At 37.1% G+C, this 10,454-nt stretch carries 5 protein-coding genes; all 5 read right to left on the reverse strand.

Annotated elements, in window-relative coordinates; translation table 11 throughout:
* Positions 1-83: 83 nt before the first annotated feature.
* Positions 84-1,955, reverse strand: coding sequence for a glycoside hydrolase family 44 protein (locus AC07XN_RS10595; protein ID WP_494743042.1), 1,872 nt, complete (start codon positions 1,953-1,955; stop codon positions 84-86).
* A 126-nt stretch (positions 1,956-2,081) separates the two neighbouring features.
* Entirely contained in the window at positions 2,082-3,863 is a 1,782-nt protein-coding gene (locus AC07XN_RS10600) for a hypothetical protein (RefSeq protein ID WP_494743043.1), read from the reverse strand.
* 311 nt (positions 3,864-4,174) lie between these two features.
* A complete protein-coding gene (locus AC07XN_RS10605; protein WP_309915868.1) occupies positions 4,175-5,440 on the reverse strand; it encodes a glycan-binding surface protein in 1,266 nt (421 codons plus the stop codon).
* A 67-nt stretch (positions 5,441-5,507) separates the two neighbouring features.
* Positions 5,508-7,118 (reverse strand): RagB/SusD family nutrient uptake outer membrane protein, encoded by a 1,611-nt coding sequence (locus AC07XN_RS10610; protein WP_494743044.1) that lies wholly within the window; start codon positions 7,116-7,118, stop codon positions 5,508-5,510.
* Positions 7,119-7,181: 63 nt separating this feature from the next.
* A complete protein-coding gene (locus AC07XN_RS10615; protein WP_309915863.1) occupies positions 7,182-10,367 on the reverse strand; it encodes a SusC/RagA family TonB-linked outer membrane protein in 3,186 nt (1,061 codons plus the stop codon).
* Positions 10,368-10,454 lie beyond the last annotated feature (87 nt).

Raw genomic sequence — 10,454 nt, forward strand, 5'->3', positions numbered from 1 at the left:
TTTTTCATTCATGGGAAACATCAGTAAAATATTTCTGCATAAAATTCTAAAAAACAAAGCACTTCACTGTATGTATTTACTTGTCATAGCGCTAAAATCTTCTTGACTATCACCGTTTTATCATTCGATAATTTGAGAAGATAAGTCCCTGTTTTTAATTTTTGATTCACTTTAATAATCGTATCACCATCGGTAATAACCTGAGTATAAATTTGCCTTCCAGCTTCATCCATGAGTTCTAACTGCTTGAATTTTTCAGTACCAGCATCCACTGTAAATTCATTGTTACACGGATTAGGGAAAACTTTAACAGTATTTTCAGGCTCTGTTAAAGTCCCTAAAACAGCGGAGTATTGTCCTAATTTGCCAACTAACTGTATCGAAGTAATTGACATAGCAGGGAGCGTAAGCGAGATAGCATTGTTATTTATCGATACGGTACCCTTGTTTAAAGCATTTTGAGAGTGAGAGACAAACGTTTCTGTAGTGGGTAATGATTTTAAGGCAAGTGATGAGGCACTTTTGCCTGTTAAAACGAAGTTGTCAAAACTTAAAGATGTAGTTTTCGCACTTGTGGAAGAACGATTTATCAACACGACTGTCATCGAGTCTTGCGTGGCATTGATACTTGGATAAGCCGAAACAAGGGTTTCATCTGATGAGCTACTTTTGATGGAAAAGCTTTTATTATACCTACTAAACAAATGGAGTGTTTCCCACATTCCTGTACTCCAAGACCACGGTGTAAAAACCTCTACTTCATTTTTCATAAACTCGCCTAAAGTAGAGCCATACCAAACAGCCATCGCACTAGGGTCGGTGATATTCACGCCAGATTCAGTCAACCCCAGTTTTACTCCATGATTTGTACCTAGGTATTTATCTAGCCAATCGTTTACTCGTCCAAAAATATATTCTTTATTCAACGAATTATCATACCCTCCATTCACTACTTTTACGCCATTTGCTTCTGGATACACATAATTTCTATCAAAGAATACACGATGATATTGTACTACTTCATCAATTTTGTTACTACTTGGATAAAAATGTATATCTAAAACGTCTAATAACTTAATACCAGAACTTTTTTGCTCATCAGCCACTCTTTTAATAAAATATTCTAGCCACGGGTAGGTTTTACCATCCGCATTAATGGCTTTTGACCAATTATACCATTGCCATTCATTGGCTGTCACTGGCCCTACTAATTTAATAGTAGGAAATTTAGCTCTGGCTTTTTTTGCCACCTCGAAATACTTCTGCATAAATTCCTCCGCTGAAATCTGAACAGGCATTACATCATCGTGGGTGCCGTTCCATATTTCCACTTCGTTATCCATGTTCCAATACAGCAATTGGTTTTTATCCAAGGCTAAATCTTTAAACCAATGGTCTAGAATAGCAACGGTCGAATCTGCTGGCCAATTTTCAAGGTATTGGTTAATGTCTCCTTCTATCTTAGCTTTAGACCCCGTAGGGTTTGGTGTACCATTGCCCGCTAAATTCTGATTAACACCTTCCCACCACTGTGATTTATTATAATCCCAATCTGGAAAATTCGCTTGATTGGTTTTGGCTACTTTACCTAACAATTGAAACGCCCACATCCCTTGAGCAGTAGGCATATTGCTTTTCAGTGACTTTGCCGCTACATCCCAATCGTTGGCATAAACATTATTATACCAGTCGGGATGAGAGGAAAGCTTTTTTCGCCAATTATATTTTGTGCAGTTATTTCCACCGCTTTCTCTGAAAAAAGTTACGCCTGCATCTTTTAGCATTGTCCAATTAATGTCCAATACCTTTCCTGGGTCTGTGGTAAGCGAATTGTTTCTTCCATATATGTATGGAGAGATAGCTTTTTTTTCAGCAGCAGCATCAATCTTAATTGATACTTGTGCATTAGCGGACATGCTTATGCAAATGAATATGGCTAAAATATATTTCATCATATTTTAAGTAATTGAGTAAGTTAATGAATGAGTCATTTAGTGATTAGCAAATTACCTTTTTCCATTATATCGCTTAATGTTGACACATTACTTTAGCATGAGTAGTTACAATTCTTTATCAAAAATTTACTTTTTATCAACTAACATACAAATAGAACCGAAAGCAGGAACGATTACCTTTATGCCACTGCCAACGAGTGCAGAACGAGCCTTGACGGTCATGTAATCTGAAGGACCACCTGCTGCTCCTTTTGGTCCAGTGCCATTCACCAATACTTTTCTTGAAAATTCGCCATTGTCATTACTGCCTTCTAAGCTGTACCAGTAATAGCGATTACCGACTAGAAAGTTTTTCGTTTTCACCTCCACTGTGAGTGGGACGCTCGTTGTATTAAGTAAGGTTACGTTTACTTGACCAGCACTATACGTAGAAGTATAAGATTTGATGGATGTTGCCCCATTGCCAGTAACGGTGGATGAGACTAGCCTGTCGCCAATGAGTTTCTGGAAGTAATACATATAATAAAATGAAGGACGAGGATTCCACCGTGGATCGTCGCTACTGCCACCGTCACTAAAAAGCCCGTGGTCGTTTCCATTTTCCCAGCCATTTAATAAATCCCAACGAGCCGACAATCCATATTTATTTTTAATGGCTTCTCCTTGTACGATAATCGCAAAAAGTCCACTTATATTGGATACTTGTTGTTTCAAATCAGCAGCCCACATATTCCATTCTGTAAAAGCAATAGGTTTTATTTCTCCTCCATTACTTGTAATCTCGTTACTTACAAAACTCATCATCTTTGCAGGCACAGAAAGGGCTGAACTAAGGACTGTGGCTGCATTTGACTTTTGTTGATAAGGTGTAATATAATTATGTACTATATAAAAATCAGCCTTATTATTGAGTTCGGGAATCAGGGTTGAATTCCAAGTTTTGGTAGTATTATTCTGCCAAGATTCTGTGACAGATTCCTGCATTACAGCTCCAATCTTGATTTTTGAGCCTACCTCAGTCGCAGCTTTTCGCATAGAATCGGCGTAAACTTTAAAATGTTGGGCATATAGTTTTCCTGTCAAAAACTCGGGCTGACCATCTTTATTTTTAGTAACGTCTATCCTATATCCAGCTTCCCAATCGGCATAATTTTCATTTCCTATTTCCCAGTACTGTGTTCTTCCTTTATCATACCGTACCCATTCAGCCGCTAGATGGGCGGCAGTAGCAACAGGATTAGCACTAGTACCATAGCGAGCAAAGCCATAATTAATCGTAATAATGCCTTTATTATTACTTTGCTTCAACATATCGTAGTAGTTATTCAATGAGGCCCTCCAATTATCGGTGGTTTGTCCATAGCCAAACCATGCATCTTCCGCCACACCGTCTTTGTTTATATATTTATCAGGAAGCCCCCATTCTTTCATGTATTGAGCAGAGGGTGTTTGTCGGTTTTTATTATTAGGGTCTTGTGTAGGGCTGGCATTCCAAAAATAGCCATCACTACCACTACCAGCAGGCCAACGAATGATATTTGGTTTAAGGTTTGTTACATCAGTCATAAAACTAGGCTGATCTACAAAAGTTCCCATCCAAGTATTGGCATTATGACCGAATATTTGTTGGGGTATCTTGGCTATAATATCCGAAGCATCTACGGTAACAGTAGTTAAGGCTTCTGTGGGTGCTGTAAAGTCTGTGTAAGCAGGAACTACATAATTTTTAGGTTGCCAATCGTCCAAGAAAAAACCAACTGTACTAGCAATGTTGGGTTCAACTGGCGGAGTAACTGTAATGGTGGTGGTATCCTTTGGTGTTGTAATGATATTTTCTTCACTTTTTGAGCAAGAAAAACCCAAAAAGAGTGACACTCCAAAACATAGTAGTGGGTTGAAACATTTCATAATTACGAGTAGCAAATATTTTAAATTGGATAATATAAAATAAGGACGTTTGAAAAAAAATCCTTCTAAATTTTCGTAGAAGGATTTTTAAAGTTTAATAAACTATGTTTGTAATGATACAAATGAAGCTGTTTAAACTTTCCGTTTCTTAGGTGAAAGTATTGTATTTTTGAATTGATTTTTTCAAAATTTGCGAGGCATAGCATCGCTACGCTGAGAAAATTTTGGAACAAGCTATTCTAAAAGACTTAGTTTAACCCGAAAGGGAAAGTTTAAACAGCTTCAATAATACCTACCATAGTTTTCAATTGCTATTTTCTTGTCGTTCTTACAATACGAAGGTTATCTACTGCAATTGCAATCTTATCAATGTCACTATTTTTAGGAGTCGTATTATCAAAGAAGAAAACAAATTCAGCTCCACCATTATTTCCGTCTGCGCCAACAATATCGCTAATTGAGCTCGCCGAAGTACCTGTACCATCTGCTGTTCTGAATTCAGTTAATGCGATTGTTTGAGTAACCCATCCAGTAGTTGAATAAGCCTTTCCAGCGGCTCTCCATGGTTCAAATCTTGCTGCATAATTTTTGCCATTTGCTTTTATCAGGAAAGAACCAGAAGCCCAAGGCTGCTTAACATACATTTCAAACTTTAAAGAATATTGCTCTACTCTATTAGACAAACTATCTTTATTAAATAGTGGGTTTCTCAAATCTGTAGTAAGCCATAATGCTCTACCATCTGCGTTCCACCAAGCATTATCGCCAGCTTTTGTTACCGTATTTTTTTCAAAATAAGCATAAGAGCCTCTAGCACCAGGATAGTCTGTTGTACTGTTTTTCACAAAAATATTCCACATCCAGTCTGCCCATTGTTTGTCGTCAAAATTGGCAAAAACTGCTGTACCAGAATTTAGATTGAAAGGAGCTACCGTTTTAGCTTCACCAAATTTAGTAACTACCTGAATTGGGCCTGCTAGTGTCAAGTTAGCTGGCACTTTCACCTCAATTTTATCTCCTTCTTTAGTTGCCTTAAAATCAGTCACTTCAATATTTCCTGGAAAAACCACTTTCTGTACTAAAAGAAAATTAGCCCCATTTAATGTAATCGTTGTTCCGGGTAGAGCATTTTCATTATCTATCCAATAAATATTGGGTGGAGGAGGCAATAATGTAAAATCATACGTTACCTCTCCATGACTTGTTACAATTCTAATTTTATTAGGAACTGTTGCCATTGTTGCCTCGGTCGGTGCTTCTTTGGGAAGTCTAATAATTAAGTTTGTATTAGTGTTATAATTGGTATTGAAAGAAGCTTCGTAATCGTTGAAATACACTTTGATGATGCCTCCTAAATTTTCACCATTAATCACTAAAAGTTTATCATCAGGGATTGATGATACAAATGTGCTGTCTTTATGTCTGGCAATAGTATCTAAAAGATAAACTTTCTTGATTACTGGCGTTCCCGTAGATATTGTTTCTAGCTCGGAATCCTTGCAAGAGGATAATATAGCAAGCGAGACGATTATTAAAAACCCCAGCTTACCAAATATATGATTTATTGATTTTTTCATCTTCTATGAGAATTTATTGAAAGGAGAGAAATACTCTCCTTTCAAATTTTACAATTTATACTTGAAACTAAAACTTGTAAGGCACTGGTGGTTTTCTCAAGTTTGGAGCCATTGCCAATTCAGTATCTGGATATGGCAAAAACATTGTTGCATCATTTACTGTAAAAGTACGTGGTACTACAATTGTAGTAACAAATTCACGTATTCTGCCATTAGCATAAGTACCAGGTTTGATTTCAATTTTATAATCTCCTTTTTGTTGAGCATTAATAATTGCCTTTGCTTTTGTAGGATTGTAGTAATACAAACGAACAATATCATACCAAGCATCACCTTCTACAGCAAACTCGTAGCGTCTTTCATGTAAAATTTTATCAATATTGATTGATGTTATCGACGGTAAACCTGCACGATTGCGCACGGCATTAAAATACTTGAGTGCTTCAGGGTCAGTAGTTGAGGCATTATTACCCAAAATAGCTTCGGCATAAATAAGGTACACATCTGCCAAACGCTGCATATAGGTATTGTTTCCAGTAGCTTGAACCTGCCCTTTTCCATCATTGTCGTCTGGTGTACCAACAATATACTTTTTGAAGTGGGCAATGTTAGTGTATGTACTTGCGTTAGGAATACCCTCAGACCAACCTCCGCCTTTTTTGTTTAATTCAGGATAGTGGTCACCCGGGAACATATACGTTGCTTTTCTACGGATAGAATCTATTGGGTCAAGGTTTAGTACATAGTCAGCCGATGCACCATGACCACCACCCCAGCCATCAGAACCTCCAGTGATTGTACTATTTTCTGCAAATTGAGATTGGAAACCATTACCAACACCCCAAGGGTCACGCAATGGAACCCATTGTAAACCAAATAATTGCTCTGGATTATTGTTGTTTTTAGTATAAAATAAGTCTGCATAGTTGTCCATCAATTTGTATGGACTGTTCAAGATAACATCTTTCGCATAATATTTTGCACTATCTAAATACATCTGGCTACGTTGTCCATTCGTTGAATTCAAGCCCGAGCGAGTCAGATAAAATCTTGCTAACATCCCTTCGGCTGAAAACTTTGTTAAACGTCCTGAAGTAGAAGTTACAGGAAGATTAGCAATAGCGAATTGCATATCACGAATGGCAAATTCCCAAACACTTTCTACCGTGTTTCTTGATAGCGTAGTATCTCCTCCTTGCTTGATGTTATCCGTAATAATAGGTACAGGCCCCCAGTTTTGTACTAAAAGAGAGTATGCCAAACCACGCATATAACGTGCTTCACCTAGTGCTCTATTCTTTGCTGCTGCCGAAACCGATGGTTTAGCATAAGTATTTATATTGCTCATTAATACATTAGATTGAGCAATGATATTATAAAATGATGACCAAGAGTCTTTTAAAGCACCATTTGTATTAGATACTGCAAAAGAACAGAATTGAAGCCAGTCGGCTACATAAGGCGTAAAGAAGTTACCTCCTCGGCCATCACCAAAAGCTAGTAACGACTGTCCGTTCGCTCCTGCCCATACTTGGTTGTATAATGCCCCTGTTGACGTTAATAATTCAGCATCTGTATTGAAGAAAGTACCCGCAGTAAGGTTACTTAAAGGGGGTCTTTCTAGGAAATCTTCTTTACAACTACTTGCCAAACCACAAATAGTTAAGAATAAGAACATATATTTTAAAAAACTATTTCTTTTCATTTTCTTGATGTTTAAACATGGTAAAATGTACGATGATTACAAGTCTGCCGACAAACTAAAAGTGTACATTCTTGAAGATGGATAACGACCGTTATCAAAACCAGGAACGTTAGAAGAGTTTCCTACTTCAGGGTCATAACCAGTGTATTTTGTGATTGTAAAAGCATTTTGAACCCCCGCAGTAAATCTTAGTCCATTAATAGGCAAGTATTTTTTAAGGATTGCTTTTGGCAATGTATAGGTCAACGTGATGTTTTTAGCACGTAAGTATGAGCCATCTTCGATAAACTTATCTGTAGCACGGTTATTACCATTTGGTGTATTACCTACTCTTGGTACTTGAGTACCTGGGTTTAGCAACACGGCGGTTTCGTCATAACTACTCGGTCTAGCAAAGTTGATAACTTCTTTGTAAGCACCACGGATAAGGTTTGTAAAACCAGAGTTATTTAATTTCAATTGATTAAACACTTGGTTTCCATAAGTACCTTGCATGAAGATAGACAAATCGAAATTTTTGTAAGAGAAACTGTTATTGATACCAAAAGTAAATTTAGGCCAAGGGTTTCCTACGATTGTTCTATCTTGATCATCAATTACTTTATCACCATTAACATCCACAAATTTTACATCACCTACCCATACGCCATTTTGACTGATAGGTACGTTGGCCGGAATAGCACTATTGATTAATTGTTGGTAAGTTTGGAAGATACCATCATATTTATATGAATAAAACTGCCAAAGTGGTTGACCAATATCTGAGCGAGAAATCACATCGGTAAACCATGGTTTACGACTAGCAAAAGCTCTTTCAGTATTTAGTTTCAATAATTTATTTCTATCAAATGAGATATTAAATCCACTTTTCCAAGTTAAAGAACCTGCCGTTTTTCCTTCAATAGGTACTGTATTGATTGAAAGACCAATCCCTTTGTTTTCTAAGTTACCAAGGTTAACAACTGGAGAACCAATAGCACCTGTACCTGTTGTACCTGCATAAGCTGGTAATGGGAGCTCAGTGATTAGGTTACTAGTTTTTCTGATGTAGGCATCAAAAACTACTTGAATTCTATTTTTAAGGGCATGTAAATCAAAACCGATGTTATAAGACTGTGTACTTTCCCATTTCAAATCTGGGTTAGCAAAATTGGCTGCTAAAAAGCCTTGACCTGTTTGTGTAGGAATTGCGTTCAAAGAAGCATAAATAGGTTTGCCATAATATTGGTTACCTGTTGTTCCCATTTCTAATCTTAATTTCAAGTCATCAATCGAACTCACATCTTTCATGAAATTCTCTTTAGAAATTCTCCAAGCGGCTGATACAGAAGGGAAAAAGCCCCATCTATTGTTTGGACCAAAGTTTGAAGAGGCATCAGCTCTATAAGTTGCTTGAACAATATATTTATCATCAAAAATATAGCCAACGCGAGTGAAATAAGATTCTTGTGAACTTGCATCTCTACTACTACCACTGATTGATGTCTTTAAATCTCCAGCAGATAATTCTGGAATGTTGTTACTCGTATAGCCTGTAACACTTCCTGATAAATTTTCAGAAAAGCTATATTGAGACTCATGTCCCATCGTAACATTAATGTCGTGTTTCTGAAATCTCTTTGAGTAATTTAAGCGTTGGTTTGTGCTCCAATAATAGCTATTACCAGCATATCTTCTTGATGAAGTAACCGAGTTGGTTGCACCTTGTGTAATATTATTTACCCCAAATTGGTAAGATGGATTAAAAATCGCTCTGGTGTCATTACCATAAGTACCATTAAATTCAGCATGGAAAACAAAATCTTTTAGGAACGTCAAGTCAGCATATACCGCACCGAAGGTACTTATACGTTTGTAAACATTACTATTTGTATAAGCTAATGCCACAGGGTTCGTTACAAAAACGTACGATGGCGTAGTTGGAGTAACGTTTTGTGGACCACCCCACGAGCCATCACCATTTTTAAGCGGAGTAGCTGGCGATTGTTGAATAGCTGTACTAATGATTTGGTCGTCTCCGATGGAAAGATTTTCATTGGTGCCCGAAAGCGATAAATTAGTCCCAATCTTTAAATAGCTACGTAATTTATTTTCAAGGTTTAATCTCAAAGATTTCCTATCAAAACCTGAATTAGGCGCTAGTCCATCTTGATTCAACAATTCGAAAGATAGATAATAAGTTGTTCTATCATTCCCCCCACTTAAAGAAAGCTGTTGTTTCTTCATGGCAGCAGTCTTAAACAAAGCAGTTTGCCAGTTTGTACCTTCGCCTAGGATTGAAGGGTCTGAAAATTCAGCCTGACGACCATATCCAGATACATCAGCCCAAGCATTGCTATAGATTGCATACTCTTTCAAGTTCATTACAGGTAACTGATTTGGCAAAGTCTGGAAATTATACATACTTGTAAAATTAATCCTTGTATCACCAGCCTTTCCTTTTTTAGTAGTTACTACAATTACCCCATTAGATGCTTTAGAACCATAGATAGATTGTGCCGAAGGTCCCGTAAGAACGTTCATCGACTCAATATCATCTGGGTTCAAACTTGCAAGAATATTTGACTGTCCGTCTGATTCAGTATTGTTTGGAGGCACAATTTGTACCCCATCAATTACATACATTGGTTGCGTATTACCATTGATTGAAGAAACCCCACGAATATATACTGATGAGGCACCACCCGGTTTACCAGAGTTACTTGCCACATATACGTTGGCAGCACGTCCTTGAAGTGCTTGGTCAAGCGAAGTATTTACAGTTCTCTTTATTTCCGACTCGCCAATGTTGGTTTGTGAACCTGATAGATAACGTGTTTTTTGCGAACCATACCCTACTACAACTACTTCGTCTAATGAAGAAATATTTTCTACTAAGGTAATATTTATCTTTAGCCTACCATTTACTTTTATCTCTTGAGAAGAGTATCCTACAGAACTAACCACTAAAGTAGCATTACTACCTGCTTCGATGGCGAACTCTCCTAGCGAATTTGCAGTACTGCCCGATGTAGTGCCTTTTACTAATATACTTGCACCAGGTACAGGTTGGTTGTCCTGACTAGAAACAATTTTACCAGTAATTTTTTGTGTTGGACCCGCTGCTTTTTGTGCTGATACTTCACCAAGGTGAAATACGAACATCAAAACAATTAATGACAATTTTAAAAATAATTTTTTGTCCACTTTTGGAGGATCACTGCTTTGGAAAGTTGTTTTCATTGTAAATGAATTTTTGGGTAAAATGTATTTAAAATATGAGAGGAAACTACATAATTAAAAAAGTTAAACTTTATACCAGTATAGTAT

The sequence above is a fragment of the Arcicella sp. GW458-12-2-14-TSB2 genome (genome assembly GCF_059423785.1).